This is a genomic window from Ruminococcus sp. RTP21484sp1_RTP21277st1_D2_RTP21277_210401 (assembly GCF_040924225.1).
Taxonomy (GTDB): Bacteria; Bacillota; Clostridia; order Lachnospirales; family Lachnospiraceae; genus Blautia_A; species Blautia_A faecis.
On the sequence record NZ_JBCOMJ010000030.1, the window covers coordinates 39,245 to 53,716 of the forward strand.

At 45.2% G+C, this 14,472-nt stretch carries 14 protein-coding genes and 2 pseudogenes; all 16 read right to left on the reverse strand.

The window, feature by feature from the left end:
• Positions 1–21: 21 nt before the first annotated feature.
• Positions 22–999, reverse strand: a complete 978-nt coding sequence (locus AB5706_RS17665) for a hypothetical protein (protein ID WP_330382964.1) — start codon at positions 997–999, stop codon at positions 22–24.
• Positions 1,000–1,108: 109 nt separating this feature from the next.
• Entirely contained in the window at positions 1,109–2,965 is a 1,857-nt protein-coding gene (locus AB5706_RS17670; RefSeq protein ID WP_001820670.1) for a recombinase family protein, read from the reverse strand.
• Positions 2,966–3,019: 54 nt separating this feature from the next.
• Positions 3,020–3,211 carry a hypothetical protein gene (locus AB5706_RS17675; RefSeq protein WP_001820669.1) on the reverse strand — a complete coding sequence of 64 codons (192 nt, stop codon included), beginning with the start codon at positions 3,209–3,211 and terminating at the stop codon, positions 3,020–3,022.
• Positions 3,212–3,282: 71 nt separating this feature from the next.
• Complete coding sequence (locus AB5706_RS17680; protein ID WP_001206986.1) at positions 3,283–3,513, reverse strand: YdbC family protein; 231 nt, start codon at positions 3,511–3,513, stop codon at positions 3,283–3,285.
• Between the two features lie 45 nt (positions 3,514–3,558).
• Entirely contained in the window at positions 3,559–4,413 is an 855-nt protein-coding gene (locus AB5706_RS17685) for a ParB/RepB/Spo0J family partition protein (protein ID WP_000743700.1), read from the reverse strand.
• A gap of 8 nt (positions 4,414–4,421) precedes the next feature.
• The gene (gene mobV / locus AB5706_RS17690; protein ID WP_001820668.1) at positions 4,422–5,387 is read right to left on the reverse strand and encodes a MobV family relaxase; all 966 of its coding nucleotides are present in this window, start codon (positions 5,385–5,387) and stop codon (positions 4,422–4,424) included.
• Positions 5,388–5,911: 524 nt separating this feature from the next.
• On the reverse strand, positions 5,912–6,937 hold the full coding sequence (locus AB5706_RS17695) for an AAA family ATPase (RefSeq protein WP_001170964.1): 1,026 nt from the start codon (positions 6,935–6,937) through the stop codon (positions 5,912–5,914).
• Positions 6,938–7,395: 458 nt separating this feature from the next.
• Complete coding sequence (locus AB5706_RS23220; protein WP_000331638.1) at positions 7,396–7,566, reverse strand: hypothetical protein; 171 nt, start codon at positions 7,564–7,566, stop codon at positions 7,396–7,398.
• A gap of 83 nt (positions 7,567–7,649) precedes the next feature.
• On the reverse strand, positions 7,650–8,075 hold the full coding sequence (locus tag AB5706_RS17705) for an RNA polymerase sigma factor (protein ID WP_000323895.1): 426 nt from the start codon (positions 8,073–8,075) through the stop codon (positions 7,650–7,652).
• Positions 8,076–8,169: 94 nt separating this feature from the next.
• The gene (locus tag AB5706_RS17710; RefSeq protein ID WP_000241709.1) at positions 8,170–8,682 is read right to left on the reverse strand and encodes a sigma-70 family RNA polymerase sigma factor; all 513 of its coding nucleotides are present in this window, start codon (positions 8,680–8,682) and stop codon (positions 8,170–8,172) included.
• A 471-nt stretch (positions 8,683–9,153) separates the two neighbouring features.
• Positions 9,154–9,343: pseudogene (locus AB5706_RS17715) on the reverse strand (cysteine-rich KTR domain-containing protein).
• Positions 9,344–9,394: 51 nt separating this feature from the next.
• Positions 9,395–11,314: a tetracycline resistance ribosomal protection protein Tet(O) gene (tet(O), locus tag AB5706_RS17720; RefSeq protein ID WP_000691758.1), complete on the reverse strand. Its 1,920-nt coding sequence runs from the start codon at positions 11,312–11,314 to the stop codon at positions 9,395–9,397.
• A gap of 366 nt (positions 11,315–11,680) precedes the next feature.
• Positions 11,681–12,055, reverse strand: coding sequence for a TnpV protein (locus AB5706_RS17725; protein WP_001129922.1), 375 nt, complete (start codon positions 12,053–12,055; stop codon positions 11,681–11,683).
• Positions 12,036–12,797 (reverse strand): annotated as a pseudogene (locus tag AB5706_RS17730) (DNA methylase); the annotation flags it as partial. The pseudogene AB5706_RS17730 and the gene AB5706_RS17725, both read right to left, overlap by 20 nt.
• A 1-nt stretch (position 12,798) precedes the next feature.
• Positions 12,799–12,987, reverse strand: coding sequence for a transposase (locus AB5706_RS17735; RefSeq protein ID WP_161276683.1), 189 nt, complete (start codon positions 12,985–12,987; stop codon positions 12,799–12,801).
• Between the two features lie 122 nt (positions 12,988–13,109).
• Positions 13,110–14,375: a plasmid recombination protein gene (locus tag AB5706_RS17740; RefSeq protein WP_368366230.1), complete on the reverse strand. Its 1,266-nt coding sequence runs from the start codon at positions 14,373–14,375 to the stop codon at positions 13,110–13,112.
• Positions 14,376–14,472 lie beyond the last annotated feature (97 nt).

Genomic DNA, 14,472 nt, shown 5'->3' on the forward strand with positions numbered 1-14,472 from the left:
TGCTCTTTATTTTGATTTTCTTTATAACTGTTGTTCTTTTTTCTTTGCGGTATGTTTCCAATTCTTCGCCTCATGGGAAAGCCGTTCTTGTGCCTGCTTCAGCTTTCCAAGCACTGACGGTTTCTGTACACTGTCTGCGGTATGGGAAAGCTCTGATACCCTCCCTGCCATCGTGACTGCACATCTCGGACTATCTGCCACCGCCGCTATATCTTCCCCCATGCCAAGTGCTTCGGATGTTCCTTTTTCATCCATGTTCAGCAGGGAATTTAATTCTGCCAGACGTTCCATTTTTTCTGTCAGTTCCGCCTCTTTCGGAAATGGCTTTTCCACCTCCTCCTGTGCTGTGGCAAGCTGACTTAACAGATTCTCCATTTTCTGTTCTGCTTCTGTCAGACGTTTTTCTATCCCGGTCAGGGCATTACTAATACGCTGCAGGTTGCCCAGAACATCCTTTCCAATCTCAATCTGATAACTGCACTGCCGTTTTATTGTCAGTTTATAGGTCTGGTAAAAGCTGTCATAAGATGCATTTAAGGAAAAGCCATGAAATTCCCCAATCTGCCCATTGCTTTTTACTGCTTTTAACCCGGCACAGGCAGCAAGGATTGCGGTTCCTGCCTCCTTCCTGTCTGTGTACGTCTTTCCTCCAATCATCATTGAAAAATTGTCTTTTTCCTTCTCTTCCAGAATCGGCTTTACTGCCTCCCTGTCCGCCCGAAGCCCTGCAATCTGCTCTTTTTGTGCGGCAATCTGTACCGGATAATTTTTAGCAATGTCTGTCTCCAGACGGTATTTCTGGCTGGTATGGTTCGCTTTCATCAGTTTTAATTTACTGACCTGAATATCCAAATCCATTTTTTCACGGATATACGGATTTCCTGTTGCAAGTGCCTTAATTTCCGCATAAGAAAGCGCCGCATCATCCACATCCTCACAGGCACGCACAGGGGATTTGCTTGTCATGATCTGGCTGATAAATTTCTGCTTGTTCTCCAAAATCTGCCACATATAAGCATCAAATGTATTTTCCGTAACATAACGGAATATCTTTACCTTCTCATTCTGGTTACCCTGACGAAGGATACGTCCCTCCTGCTGTTCCAGATCAGTCGGTCATTTTTTGCGGACAGTTCATACATGCTATCCTTTTCTGTTCTCTGCTCCTGCGTTTGCTCTCGTTTGATTTCTCCCTCCGTATCTTCTTGGCACAAGCAGGACAATACCTTGATGCACCAGAGCCCGGGACATATTCAACGCCGCACACCGTACAATTTTTAGCGGGCATTGCTGCCCACCGTTTTGTAGGTATGATATGTAATTCATCGACAAAGCCGATGAATTTATAGTAAATCTTGATTTCCTGCTTCACTGTTCCGTCTGCCATCTTCTCACGCTCCGAAACAAGTATCTTGTCTATGAGTGCGTTTATAACTGTTGCATCCAGTTCTTTTAAGCCTTGATAATTTCGGATAAGGGCGAGGAAGTCACGGATTCCCCGTGATTTCTCGTAGCTTTCATTAAGAGTTTCCGTCACCTCTTTCAGCCTTGCTTCAATTTCAAGCTGCTCTTTCTGGTATTTCCCCGACATCATCTCAAAATTCCGCTCGGTAATACGCTCCATGACCTTATCCTCGTAGAGAGAGGAAAACAGCCTGTCCAGTTCCGCAAGGCGTTTGTTCAGCTTCTTACGTTCTTTCTCTAATGCTTTCGCCCTGCTCTGGTCTGTTTCCGTGAGCCGCTTTTCTATGGCCCTGACCGCCTTTTCATCATTCACTGCCATATCCGCAAAACAGTTGATGTCGGCAAGAACGGCATTGAATAAATCCCTTGCTTCTATATTGTGGGCACTACACTCGCTTCTTCCGTTTCTTGCATAATTATTACATGAATACTGTACACAGTCGATAATCTCTGGGCGTTTCCTCCTGTGTACGTTCATTGCCCGCAGAGCACATCCGCAGTCCACACACTTGATAACGCCTGCAAAAATATTTACAAATCCTCCCTTGTTCTGTGGAAGCCTACGACTTGTAATAAGCTGTTGGACAATATCAAATTCCTCCTGCGTGACTATTCCCTCATGGGTATTGGGTATCACTTCCCATTCTTCGGGCAGCTTAGAGGGGCGTTTCTTGCTTTTCATATTGGCGGCAATCCGTTTGTAGCCTACAAGATTTCCCGCATATATCGGGCTTCTTAAAATGCTCCTCACGCTGTTCCCACTCCAAATATAGCGTTTGTCCTCGTTCCCCTCAAAATGACGTTCAAAGCCTGTTTCGCCACGCTCCGCCGCATAAGCGGCAGGGCGTAGGATATGCTGTTTATTAAGATGTCTGCAAATTTTGGCAACTCCATTCCCTTTTAATGCAAGGTCGAATATCTCTTTTACAACATGTGCCACTTTATCATCTATCAGCAGATGGTTGTGGTCGGCAGGGTCTTTGATATAGCCATAAGGGGCGGTAGTTCCCATGAATTTCCCCTGTTGAAACCTCGCCCGATATGCCGATTTTATCTTAACAGATATGTCAGCGGCATACATTTCGTTTAAAATGTTGCGGAAAGGCGTGATGTCCATAGCAGATTTATTCAAGGTATCTACGCCGTCATTGACCGCTATATACCTCACGTTATGCTCTGGGAAGAAAACTTCCAGATATAACCCACAATCAAGATAGTTTCTCCCCAGACGGGATAAATCTTTCGTAATCACGCAGTTTATCAGACCGCTTTCAATGTCTTTTATCATATTCTGGAAACTTGGTCTTTGGAAATTTGTACCAGAATAACCATCGTCCACATACGTTTTTGCTATGTGCCATCCCTGCTTTTTCACATAATCCGTGAGGATGGATTTCTGTGTCGCAATGCTCGCACTCTCGTTATCCGTACCATCGTCTTTAGATAAGCGGCAATAAATGCCGACTAAATAGATTTTCTTTTCTTCTTTGATTCCTGCCATACTGTAAAACCTCCGTATCTGTCCTATCTGTTTTCATGTCCCATTGCGTACATTCTAAGCGGACAGCCCCTCATTGTCGAAGGTGTCGCCCTCGGCAATCTTCTTCCGAATATCCTCGGAGATAATCGGGACAAACGCTTCTGTAACGGTCTGTGTGCCGACATATTCACGGCTGATTATCATCTGCACTGGTGCTTTTGGCACGATACGCTTTCTCTTTTTATCTGCTTTCTTATCCTCGCCCATACTTAAATCTTCCTTTCCAGACAGGGCAGGGAAGAGTTTGGAAATGTCCCCGCCCTGCCAATCAGATACCATTAATCCTCGCTGTTTAATTCTTTCTGTAATGCTTTAAGGAGTGCCGCCGCTTCATCAGCGTTCAGCGTGATTCCCTTGCCGCACTTTTCACGGTTCGGGGAAAAGCTGCGGATGTCATACTTCGGCTCTTTCCCATTCCATGAAATGAGATTGATTTCCTTTGTGTAGCCACTGTCGCCCGTAGACAATACTGCGATTTCCTTTACGATTTCATACTGGATTTCTCTCATTCTCCATACCTCAACTCTCTGTATTTACTTCCCGAAAAAAGAAGATTAGCGGCTGTCACGGTTGCGTTTCCTCTGCAACTCACGCTCCAAAAGTTTGATGATGGTTTCCTCCATCTGCTTCGGCGTTGTGTTCTTCGGAAAGTATTTTTTCAGCTTGCTTGTGTTGATTTTCAAGGTTTCTTTCTGGTTGCCCTTTTCCTCCGTCATAATCGCAAATATCGTATCCATGTCAAGCCGCCCGCTCTGGCTTAACTGTTTCATCCGCTGTGCCTGTGAGAGTGAGGGCGTTGCTTCTTCGCTCTCCATCGTGGCAAAGAGGTTTTCCTGCTCGTCTTTCTTCAAGAAGGACAGTTCCACCGCAGGCGTGAGGGCGATTTTCCCCTCGTCCACCATCTGCAAAATCGGCGGTATCAGTTCCGTCAGGCGGATAAAACGCTGCACGGTCATCCTGCCCACGCCGAAGCCCTGTGCCACCTTGTCGTCCGTCCGCAACTTCGTCACAACTTGTGACGAGGTTAAGTCTGTGCGGAAACCCTGCCGCTTCATGGCTTCGGATTTCATCTTGTAAGCAAACGCCCGCTCCGATGGCAGGATATTCTCACGCTGCAAATTGCTGTCTACAAGGGTGATGATGGCTCGGTCACGGTCTAAGGGCAGGACAAACGCAGGCACGGTATTTATCCCTGCAAGTTCAGAAGCACGGACACGCCGCTGTCCTGCAATCACTTCATAACCGTCCCCGTCCTCTTTCGGGCGTGTGATTATCGGCGTGACAATGCCAAATTCCTTGATGCTTTCCGCTAACTCTGACAGTGTTTCATCTTCTGCCACATGAAACGGATTGTCGGGGAACGGGTACAAGTCTTTGGTCTTTAACACCTTAAAATCCTGTTTCTTCATTCACATATCTACCTTTCTTTCGCTCTGCTTCTATGATTTTTCTGCAATTCTTCCAACACTTCGGGCGGTATTTTTGACAGCAGCCGCCCCATCTGCTCGTTGGTTCTCTGCAATTCAAATATCTTCTGATTCGCTTTCTGCACCTTTAGTTCCTGCTCGTACTTTTCATCACGCATACGCCCCGCATAGTCTGATTCCTGCCCAATTCTCTCTTTCAAACTGTCGATATACGCCTGCTGTTTCCCGATTTCCTTAGAGAATTTCTCCACGTCTGGCAGCCATGCAGAGAGTAAATCTAACGCTTTATCCCTTTTCTTCCCTGCGTTAAAGGCGTTGATGTCGGATAGGGCAGACACGATTTCTTCATACTGTTTATCAAGCCTGCCGCCTAATTTATAGAGCCATGTGGGGACGTGTTTCCGCTTGGTTTCCATTGAGGACTGCCCCCGTTCAAGCTGATTCCACCGTGAGGACATCCGCTCATGGTAGGCGGTCTGCCACTCGGATAATGATTTCTGGTTGCCTAAGATAGCTTTCGCTGACAGCTTATTGTCTGGCGTAATCGGCACAAAGCAGAGGTGCATATGGGGCGTTCTCTCGTCCATATGGACGACAGCGGAGAGGATATTCTGCTTTCCAACACGCTCCGAAATGAAGTCAAGAGCCGTCTGGAAATACGCTTTTTGTTCTTCGGGCGGTAACTGGTTCATAAATTCTGGTGAAGCTGTGATGAGCGTTTCCACCATCATCACGCTGTCTTTCCTTGTCCTGCACCCCGCTTCGGCTACCATGCGGTTAATCTCTTTCTTGTAGGTGTACTTTGGTGGTGCTATGAGATGGTAATTGTTTTTAGAGCGTTCCATATCTATATCTGGGTTGCTTTTGTAGGCTTCTTTCTTCCGCTCGTTGTGGCGTTCACAAGCCGCAACGCCGCCCGCTTTTCGTTTCTGGAAACGCAGGATTGCATAAGGCATAGGCGGATTCCTCCTTTCTTTCGGCGGGTGACCGTCCTTTGGGGTGACAGCGGTGACGGTGGTGACAGCAGTTTTGGGATACCCCCTGCCGACTGCCGCAACTGTCACCCTCACCCCCTGCATGACGGTCATGTCGATGATGACGGTGTTTTTGGGATACCCCCCTCGCAAGAGCCGTCACCGTCATGCCGCCATTCTTTTATCCGAAGCCGTAAGGCGTAGGATAGCAGGGCACAGCCCTGCCTTAAGGGAGTCCAGAGGGAACGTCTGGCACACGACTTTGCAGGGCAAAGTGTAGTGTGTTACACCCTGTAAACGCAGTCGGAAAAATCGGAATGATTTTTCTGACCGCAGGGGTGGTTTTACACGACCGAAAAGGGCGAGTAAATCTCACGCCTGCATTTTGCGTTTACGGGGTGTTCTCCCGTAGGGATGACAGCGGCAGGGTATCCTAAAATCACTGTCACCACCGTCACTGCTGTCACCCGCAGGGCAGAGCCGCCAGCTTTACATGGCTTTAAGCGTCAATGACAGTAACAGGGGGGTATCCTAATATCGCTGTCACCACCATCACCGCTGTCACCCGCCCTCCTTGCAAGGGCAATCCGCCTGCCGTCTTTCCTGCGGCTGTACTGGTAGCAGATACGGTTCTCGCTTAAAAATGTGGTGCGGTATTCATTCAGCCATTTCGTAATCACCGTGGGTATGGTTTCCGTTTCCCCCATAGCGGCTAACAGTTCCGTTGCCGTGCCTATCCATTCTTCCTTATCCCTCATAAAATCCACCAACCGAAAAAGGACATCTGGTATCGTTTCTTTCGCAAGCTGCTCCTGCGTTTTCCGCTCCACAAGCTCCCAACGGCAATCACGGAAACGCAGCGTGTATTCCTGATAAGGCGTGTCCCTGCCCGTCACATACAGCTTGGCGGTGTCAGACGCACGTTTCTCCTTTTCCAGAACAAAGGTAGCGTCCGCACTCCCCGTTAATCCTGTCGTCCCAGACACCTTGTTGAACACGTCGCTGTCATTCTGCTTTCGGATGTGGTGTACGACAATGACCGCCAGAGAGTGCCTGTCGGCAAAGTCTTTGATGAGGGAGATGTCCCCATAGTCGCTTGCATAGGCATTGTCTTTTGAAGCTGTACGGACTTTCTGCAAGGTATCAATGACAATGAGCCTGCTGTCTGGGTAATCTTTCAGATAATCTTCAAGCTGCACGATAAGACCGTCTGACAGCTTGCAGCTTGCCACGGCAAAGTGGAGCCGCCCGCTTGCTTCGTCCGTCAAACGAAATAACCTGTCCTGTATGCGGCAGAACGTGTCCTCAAGGCAGAGGTAAAGCACATCGCCCTCCATTGTCGGCATATCCCATAAAGGGATTCCCTGCGACACGCATAAGCATAGCTTCAGCATGAGCCAGCTTTTGCCTATCTTCTGTGAGCCGCAGAACAGCGATAAGCCTGTCGGGATAAGGCTGTCCACCACAAAGGATGGTTTCTCAAGCGGTTCATAAAGGAGCGTTTCGGCGTTGACTGTCTGTAACTTCTGCATGGCTTTCCTCCTTTCGGGCGGTGTCTTTGTTTTCGTTGCACATAGGCGTTGACCTCCTTAAAAATAGATTTACTCCCACGGAAAAAAGTGAGAGTATGTAATGCCGCCAATCCCACACAAATAAAAAACAGATTTCTTTTTCGGGCGGTGTCGGTCACGGTTGGAGATATTTCTTCAATTTCCGCCTTTACTTTCTCCTTTGCAATCGCAACAGATTTCTGTATTGCCGAAGCGGTGCAATGCTCCATAGCGGCGATTTGGTAAAAATTGAACTCATACTCGTAGTAGAGCAGGAAACGCCGCCTTTGTATCTCTGGAAGGCTCCCAACCGCCTTATAGAGCGTTTCATTCCGTTCTTCCTCAACCATGCGTTCATCAAGGCTCTTAGGCACACGCAACGCCCGTCTGTAAAGGGTTTCGTCCCATACCTCGTTAAACTCCCTGTGCCGCTCGTCCCATTAGAAAAGATTCCTGTTCCTGCGCTCCATCTGCCGAAACTCCATAAAGAACTGTTCCGACACTTCCAACTCGTGGGATTTGCCCTGCCCGTCCTTAAAGCTGATAAAATACCTTGTGCCGCTTTCCGTGGATTCCTCCCGAAGCGTGTATGCCTTAACCCTGTATGCCATCCTGTTGTCCTCCTGCAAAAAATGAGTGAGGGGATTTCCATCCCTCACCCAGTAGCCCGCAGGATGGCAGGCTGTTTTAGAAGCTATAAAATTTTCCGCAGCTTCTTCCGCAGATGGTCTAACCTCGCATAGATGGCACCAGTCGTCAAATGCACAAGCGGGGCAATCTCCTTTGTGGAATACCCCTGCATTTTCAGCAGGACGATTTTCAAGGTACGCCCGTCCACCGTGACTAATACTTGATAGAGATTTTCGCTCTCAATCTCTTCCAGTAACTCCGCAACCGTACCCACTTCCGCCTGCCGCTCCCTGCCTGCCATGTCCTCAAGATATTCCGCAACGTCATTCGTCCATCGGTAAAACCGCCTGTTGGAATTGAAGTCTGCCCTGTCCGCCATGCGTATCTGCTCAATGGTCGCTTCATCAACGCCGCACTCACGCAGCAGCTTTTCCTCCGCTTCTTTCCAGATACGCCATTTCCTGTCCTCCCGTCCGTGGTTGTATGCCATTCTTACTTCCTCCAATCAGAATTGATTGAGAGGGCAGAGAAAAGCCCCCTCATCTTCCCAAAGGAAAAAACAAGGGGGCTGAACGCCTTAAATTTTAATTTTCTATTATCTTTCTTAGTTTTATTAGGATTCTGGCTTTGCGTTTGTTTACAACGCTCTGGGTTATGCCCAACCTCGCCCCGACTTCACGCTCGGAAAGTCCGTCAAAAAAGATTGCCTGTATCAGCTCCTGTTCACTATCCGACAGCAAAGGCAGGGCGGCTTTCAGCCTGTCCACCATGACCGCATTGACAACGGTTTCTGCAATGTCCACCGCTTCATCAGTGATAAAGTCCAGAGGATTCCCCTCGCTGTCCGTAAATCCGTCGAGAGATAGCAGTCTATTCTTTGTATCTAATTTTTGCAGATAACGCCACCGTTCCTTGTCACGGTAGAAGTCTGTGTATTGCTCCCTCACGACTTCAAGCAGACAGCCTTGAATGGGGATAAACAGCTTGTCCATATAGGTCTGGTCGGATTCCCTGCAACGGCAGAACTCCGTGTAGGATAATTCCACATAGCCGCCACTTTCTCTGATATATACCTTTCTTGGTGCATATTTCACCATAAATACCTCCCATCTGAATTTTTGAAATGTAAAAAATCCAGATGGAGAGGCGGAGAACGACACCGCATATCAGAAACAGCCCTACGGCACTTTCCAACAAAAATCGACAAAAGAAAAACCGCAAAGGCTCTGTGACCTTTACGGTTATAGGAAATAGTAATTCTATTGTATGGAGATTGTACTTCTACTTTCAAGGTGAGAAGTACCGTTGCACTGGCAGAAATTTTTTTAACTGGTTTCCTGCCGTTCTCTGATATGCTATGTATTGATAAATTTTGCTTCGTATGAGCAGATAGATAACTGCCCGAAAAAAGGACATAAAAAAATCCCTCCAAATTTAAAAACAAATTCAGAGGGTAATTTAGGGTATAACAAAATAACCCACCCGAATATCGTTTTTTTTATTTGGTGAGTTTGTTCTTTCAAATACGAAACAAAAAGAGCCGATGATTCGTGAATTGTTCCACAATTTCATCGGCTCTGCGTCTTAAGCGTCTGGCTCTTTGATGACAGTTATCTTCAAGTTGTCAACTTTAATCAATCTTTCTTGTCTGCATTTTGGACAATAAAGGGGATAATTCTCCAAAACAGTGTCCTTCCTAATTTTATTACGGGTTTTGCTCCCACAAACAGGACACAATATCCATTCGCATTTCATCATAATTAGTCTCTAATCCTTTCAAATCTCATTTTATATGACTTTTGCAAGCTGTTAAGCTAACTTGTGGAACATATGCCGAACCTTATCTATACGGCTATTCGGGCGGCGGGGTTGGCAAATAAATTTACCAATAGCTGGCTGGTATCCTTTTAACTCTGTCAAGCAGACTCCCTGCCCATTTGTGAAATAAGTTAAATCGTTCCTGTATTCTTGAATACATCTAGCAGGGATTTCTCCTTTCAGAATGACCTCGTCATTCTTTATCTGAGTACTTACAATATCTGCACAATACCTTGGAGCATCATGATACGCCCGTGAGAGATATTCCTGCGGTGCATAAATTTCAAAGTGGAGATATGGCTCTAATAGTTCTGTCCCTGCTTTTTTTAAAGCCTGCTCCAATACGATAGGGGAAAGCAGCCGAAAGTCTGCGGGGGTACTTACAGGACTATAATACAATCCATATTCAAAACAGATTTTACAGTCTGTCACTTTCCATCCATACAGCCCCTGCTCGCAGCCATAAAGAACCCCCTCCATAACCGCATTTTGGAACGATTGATTTAAATATCCAAGTGAAACTCTGCTTTCATACTGCACTCCGCTTCCAATAGGGAGCGGCTCTATGGACAACCCGACAGAAGCCCAGAAAGGATTTGGCGGGACTTCTATGTGGATGGTATATTCTGCTTTTCTAAGCGGTCTTTCCATATATATAACAGTAGGCTCTTTTATTTCTGCCTCCACATGATATTTTTCCTCAAGGATGGCACAAATGACTTCCATCTGCACATTCCCCAAAAAAGAAAGTATAATCTCATGCGTTGTAGTATCCACATAATATTTTAAAAGAGGGTCGCCATCTGAAATTTCTGTAAGTGCCCCAAGCAATATTTCCCGCTGTTCAGATTTCTTTACTGCAATCGTTGTTTGGAGCATAGGGAGAGGATTTTCAATAAATTTTCTCTGCGGCAACAGTATTTCGTTCCCCAAAATACTGTTTAGCTGCAAAACATCATTTGGTAAAATTACAATATCACCAGAGCAGGCTGTATCGGATGAATATAATTCACCGTTTGTCGGAACACACATCTCTGTGATTTTTATTTTCTCTTTTTCAGATATTCTAATAACATCCCTCAAATGCAATGTTCCGCTATATATACGCACATAAACAAAACGCCGCCTTTTCTCTGAATATTCAATCTTAAAAACCTGCCCGCATAGTTCAGATTGACCTTCAGGCGTTGATGAATAAAATTTACTGGCAATTACTTCTATAAGCTGCCGAATCCCCAGATTGTTTTTAGCGCTTCCGTGATAAACGGGAAATAACGTTCCGTTTTGGAATCTCCTGTTTTCTTCCTGTTCCAGTTCTGACATTTTAAACGGTTTCCCTGACATATATTTCTCTAATAGTTCATCGTTTCCCATAATTACCGCATCCCACTGTTCCATATCGTCATTGTCCGTTACATTTATATGGGGATGCTGCCCAACCTTTTGCTTCACTATAATTTCCGAAGAAAGCTTTGCTTTCATTTCCCGATATACCATTGGCAAATCAATCCCCTCTTGGTCAATTTTATTGATGAAAAAAATTGTCGGAATCTTCATTATCTGTAGTGCATGAAACAGTATACGGGTCTGTGCCTGTATGCCATCCTTTGCAGAAACTAATAATACTGCTCCGTCTAATACGGATAAAGAACGGTATACTTCCGCCAAAAAATCCATATGGCCTGGCGTATCTATAATGTTGACTTTTACATCCTCCCACTGAAAAGATGTCACTGCTGTCTGGATAGTGATTCCCCTTTGACGCTCCAAATTCATTGTATCTGTCCTTGTTGTGCCTTCATCTACGCTCCCTAGTTCTGCAATTGCACCACTGGTATACAATAAACTTTCCGTTAATGTTGTCTTTCCTGCGTCAACGTGAGCCAGAATGCCTAAGTTAATTATTTTCATGTGATTTTCCTCCTATCAACACCCAAAAAAGGGCATAAAAATACCCAGTGATAAATACTCCTATCACTGGGTAAATAACTCCAATAGCCCCAAAACACTTATATGTTTTCGGGCATATAAAATTACATGATAAAAGTATTCTTAAACTGGGTACAAAAAACTAAGCCCCATATTAAAAGTGAAACGGGACTGCTACTTTTTGTTCCCACTATCAAATTGACAGTTTATTTAAGAATACCTTGCCGCATATTTATTAACTCCTTGTATAATACTGAATCTAATTATATTCCTTAACCCTTTATTTGTCAAGCTGACAAACTAAAGCAGAAAAAGCGGCAGGATTTCCCCCTGCCACTAATCATCTGTTTATGCAAAAATAATTTCCTTTTCCACAATCTCCCTCGCACAAGCCCTTATGTTATTGAGGCATCCTGTCCATTCTAAGGCGTTTTCTGCCTTTAGCTGTTCCGTTATGCCCTGTGCCTGTTTCATACCCTCTATGAGCCTTTCAAAGCGTTCCTGTGCCTGTCTGTTGATGTCGGCAAGGTAGGCGTTTAGCCTGCCGCTTGTAAGAAGATTGGTGTATGTAACTTTACGGTACTGTTTTAGATAATCTAAATGCCGTTGCCCCCAGATGCCTATTGCCTGTTCTTCTTCGGCGGGTACAGTTAAGCACGGTATCAAATAATCCCCTTGCCTTTCGTATTTGCCGCCCAGTTCCTCAAATAATGATTTTGCCATTGTCTGTTACCTCCACATTCTTTTTTATTTTGAATGTCCGCAAAATCCGTCCTACATCCGAAGGTTTCCAGGGGCAGTCTAAATGATGCAGGGCAATAAGCCTGTCCTGTATATTCGTCCCTGCTCCTAATTTCGGCGTGGAACCAAGCAGGATACGCACCTGTCCGGCACGTACCTTTGCAAACAATTCCGCTTTTTTTGCTTCTGTGCCCGCTTCATGGATAAATGCAATTTCCTCCCTCGGTATTCCTTTTTCCACCAGTTTTTCACGAATGTCATCATATACATTGAATGTCCCGTCATTCTTCGGCGTGGACAAATCGCAAAAGATAAGCTGCGTTGATTTCTTTTCTGCCGTTTCTTCCCATATGTCATATGCATTTTTTGCGCAACGGTTTACCTTGCTGTCCGCTTCATCCGGCAGCATGTCGTTTAACAGCCGCTGGTCTAACGCACACTTTCTTCCATCATTGGTAATTTTCAGCATGTTATCCACTGTTGGCTCTACCAAACCGCTTCTAACCGCCTCTGCCCTGTCGGCAAATGCACTGACCATATCCTGCTGTATCTCGCTGGGTTTTAGCACCTCATTGATATATTCCGCTTCTGGTACAGGCAGATTCAGCATATCCGCAGTCTGGATATCTGCACTTTCTTTAAAAAGAGAAATCAATTCCGGAAGATTAAAAAACCGGGCAAACCGTGTTTTCGCACGATAGCCCGTCCCTTCGGGAACGAGTTTGTCAAGATGATTTTTGTAAGTTTTCTAAATTCAAATATTTATCCGCTGAAAAATCTCCTAACATCTCGTGTCGGCATATTTCTTGAAACACCGTATTCAAGGGCTTCTTTGCATTTTCCGATTGCTTTACATTGACAATAAAGGTTGTTTTTCCTATTCGTGTTGTATAAGATAAAGTGTTTTCTTTCATATAATCCGTTTCTCCTTTTCCAAAATTGACTGTGGGGCATTCCCTTTGGAACACCCCACAAATACATCTGTTTCATCGGAACATATCAAGAAGTCATTAAGTCGTGAGTATAATGGAAATGGTTATCTTTCCATACCACGCTTGTTTCTGCGTTCCTTGATACGCTCCTGTCTTGCTTTTTCCCTTGCTTCTTTTTCGGCTTGTAACTGTGCTTCTCGCAAAGAAAAAAGTTGCCTTACTTTTTCGGTAAAAAGTTTGGCAACTTCGGGGAAATGCTCTAACGCTTCAAGAAAAGGTCTGCACTTTTCTTTCAGTTCGTTGTATTTGGTTTTCATTCGTTCCAATGCGTTTGCACTGTCCATATATTTCTGTCGGTAATAAGTGGCACTCTGCTCAAATTTTTTGATTTCCGCACGACTGGTAATCCCCTCTTTGGCAAGGGCAGTCAGTTGGGAATAGTCCTCTTTGGAGATTGCCATTTTACCTGTGATTGTTTTCTGCCCCATACTGTCAATCTCATTTAAGGTTTTGGAGATATGACGGGCAGGCTCATACTTGACTTGTTCCTTTTGAATACGCTTCTGCAACTTCTCCAATCGCTCTTTATCCTGTTTGATTTGATATTGCAGGGAAGTTAAATGCTCTACTGTACTTCCGTATTCGCCACGCTGAAAGCCTTTGAATCCCTGTTCCGTCATATAGTGAAACAATTCGTCTTGCAGTATGCTGTACGAAGCTCTAAACATCGGCTTTCCGTTCTTCCTAAGAAGCGGATTTCCTTTTTCATCGGTCAGCGGAATATCCGATTTCCATTTCTTTGAGTGGCTAATCTGATTGACCACTTCCTTGACTGTTCCACGCAGTTTTTCGTCTTTGCAACGCTTGCTCCACAGGATTTCTTTCTCCACCACAGGCAGAACCATAGCGTGAAGATGATAATGGTAAACCTCTTTCCCAAGTTCCTCGGTTGCGGCTACATTGATTTCATCAGCGTGCATTACTGCCGATATTACATTATCAGCACCGAATTTTTCTTCAATGAAATGATAGGCTTCTTCATAAAACTGCTTTGCGTATTCATAACCACCGTTACGCTCGAAGTACATCGTGTTCACATCAATCACAATCTCATCAAACAGCGTTGCGTCTTTCCTCAACCCTCGAAGCGATACCATACCGTCTGTTTCCATCTGCTTTAACTGTTCCATATAGGTCGGGGCAGTCGGCTTTTTGAAATGCACATTAAAGGGTATTCGCTCTACAATTACATTCATATTTTCGTAGGTTTCATTCTTGCGTTCGTTGTGCCTTTCCGCCTTGCTCACATCAGAAGCGGTGTACTGTTTTACCCTTGCACAACTCATATCTGCCTTGTTGGTTTTTGCCATTTTCGTTCTCCTTTCTCGGCAGGGCGAAGCCATTACACAACATTCTTTGAATGTGTGTAACCCACTATGACACTTTCAGACTTCGTCTGCAAAGATG

Bases quoted from the DNA above. Each gene is read 5' to 3' on its own strand.
- AB5706_RS17735 (WP_161276683.1), bottom strand. From the start codon at position 12,987: ATGAAAGAAAACACTTTATCTTATACAACACGAATAGGAAAAACAACC.
- AB5706_RS17695 (WP_001170964.1), bottom strand. From the start codon at position 6,937: ATGCAGAAGTTACAGACAGTCAACGCCGAAACGCTCCTTTATGAACCG.
- AB5706_RS17725 (WP_001129922.1), bottom strand. From the start codon at position 12,055: ATGGCAAAATCATTATTTGAGGAACTGGGCGGCAAATACGAAAGGCAA.
- AB5706_RS17685 (WP_000743700.1), bottom strand. From the start codon at position 4,413: ATGAAGAAACAGGATTTTAAGGTGTTAAAGACCAAAGACTTGTACCCG.
- AB5706_RS17680 (WP_001206986.1), bottom strand. From the start codon at position 3,513: ATGAGAGAAATCCAGTATGAAATCGTAAAGGAAATCGCAGTATTGTCT.
- AB5706_RS17740 (WP_368366230.1), bottom strand. From the start codon at position 14,375: ATGGCAAAAACCAACAAGGCAGATATGAGTTGTGCAAGGGTAAAACAG.
- AB5706_RS17710 (WP_000241709.1), bottom strand. From the start codon at position 8,682: ATGGTGAAATATGCACCAAGAAAGGTATATATCAGAGAAAGTGGCGGC.
- AB5706_RS17670 (WP_001820670.1), bottom strand. From the start codon at position 2,965: ATGGCAGGAATCAAAGAAGAAAAGAAAATCTATTTAGTCGGCATTTAT.
- AB5706_RS23220 (WP_000331638.1), bottom strand. From the start codon at position 7,566: ATGGCATACAGGGTTAAGGCATACACGCTTCGGGAGGAATCCACGGAA.
- mobV (WP_001820668.1), bottom strand. From the start codon at position 5,387: ATGCCTTATGCAATCCTGCGTTTCCAGAAACGAAAAGCGGGCGGCGTT.
- AB5706_RS17675 (WP_001820669.1), bottom strand. From the start codon at position 3,211: ATGGGCGAGGATAAGAAAGCAGATAAAAAGAGAAAGCGTATCGTGCCA.
- AB5706_RS17705 (WP_000323895.1), bottom strand. From the start codon at position 8,075: ATGGCATACAACCACGGACGGGAGGACAGGAAATGGCGTATCTGGAAA.